The organism is Lamprobacter sp., assembly GCF_034860625.1.
Classification (GTDB): Bacteria; Pseudomonadota; Gammaproteobacteria; order Chromatiales; family Chromatiaceae; genus Lamprobacter.
The window spans coordinates 1-1,144 of the sequence record NZ_JAYESN010000580.1; the positions used below are offsets into that span (position 1 = coordinate 1).

General features: G+C 64.9%; 1 protein-coding gene. It reads right to left on the reverse strand.

The features are described 5' to 3' along the window. The coding region (locus VBE63_RS29945; protein ID WP_323686609.1) for an SNF2 helicase-associated domain-containing protein at positions 1 to 1,144 on the reverse strand (1,144 nt) is incomplete at both ends.

The window sequence follows — 1,144 nt, forward strand, 5'->3', positions numbered from 1 at the left end:
TATCGGCCCTATCGGCCCTATCGGCCCTATCGGCCCTATCGGTCCCATCGGTCCCATCGGCGACATTGGCTCCATCGGCCCGCTCGCGCACCAGCTGGGCGATGACCTGCATCGTCTTACCGAGGCCCATGTCATCGGCCAAGCAGCCGTTCATGCCGAGCTGCTCCAGATAGCCGATCCAGGCCAGGCCGCGCCGTTGATAGTCACGCAAGCTGGCGTTGAGCCCAGCCGGGGTCTCCGCCGGTTCGAGGCGGCTGTCGTTGCCCAAGCGCTCGAGCAGCTCGGCCAGCACCGAGTCGCGATCGATCTCCAGGGCGTCGTCCTCAGCCGTCTGCTGCAACAGCTCCGGAAGACTCAGCTCGACCGACTCCTGGCCTTGGCGCTGCCAGAACGCGAGCATCTCGCGCATGCGCTCCGGATCAAGCTCGACCCATTCGCCGCGGAAGCGCACCAATGGGGTCTTGGCGTCGATCAGCGCCAGCCATTCGTCCTCGCTGATCTCTTCATCGCCGATGCTGAGCGCGTAGCGGAATTGCAGCAGCTGCTTGATGGCAAAACGGCTGGTGCCGGGCGTCGAACCACTGGATAAGCTGGCGGAGGAGCCACTGCCGCGCAGACGCAGCTTCGCGCGGCGGCGTCCCGTCGGCGTCCACCAGGCCGGCACCACCACCTTGTAACCGGCGTTCTCCAGCACCCAGGCGGCCTCTTTGAGGAAATCGAAGGCTTCATTCAGCGTCAGCGCGACCGCCTGCGGCTCGGCGGTCTTCAAGCCATCCCAGAGCTTGGGATAGATGCGCGCGGCAAGCCCCAGATCGAGCAACAATTGGCGCTCGAAATCAGACTCGCCGAGCTGCGCGCGAAAGGCCTTGCGCTCGGCTTGAGTCCCCTGCCAATAGTCGGCCAACGCCAACCGCTGCGAGGGGTCATGGCGCGGGATGACGATCAGCTCCAGGGTCCAAGGTGACGCTTCGTCCGTCTCGGTGACCTGAGCGACACCGGCGTTCTCGCCGGGACCAGTCGACCCAATAGCCCCTTTGGTTTTTGCAGCCCCAGTGGTCTTCGCAATCTCAGTGACATCAGTGACCCCATCGGTCTTGGCCGTCCCAGGAGTCCCAGGAGTCCCAGGAGTCCCAGGAGTCCCAGG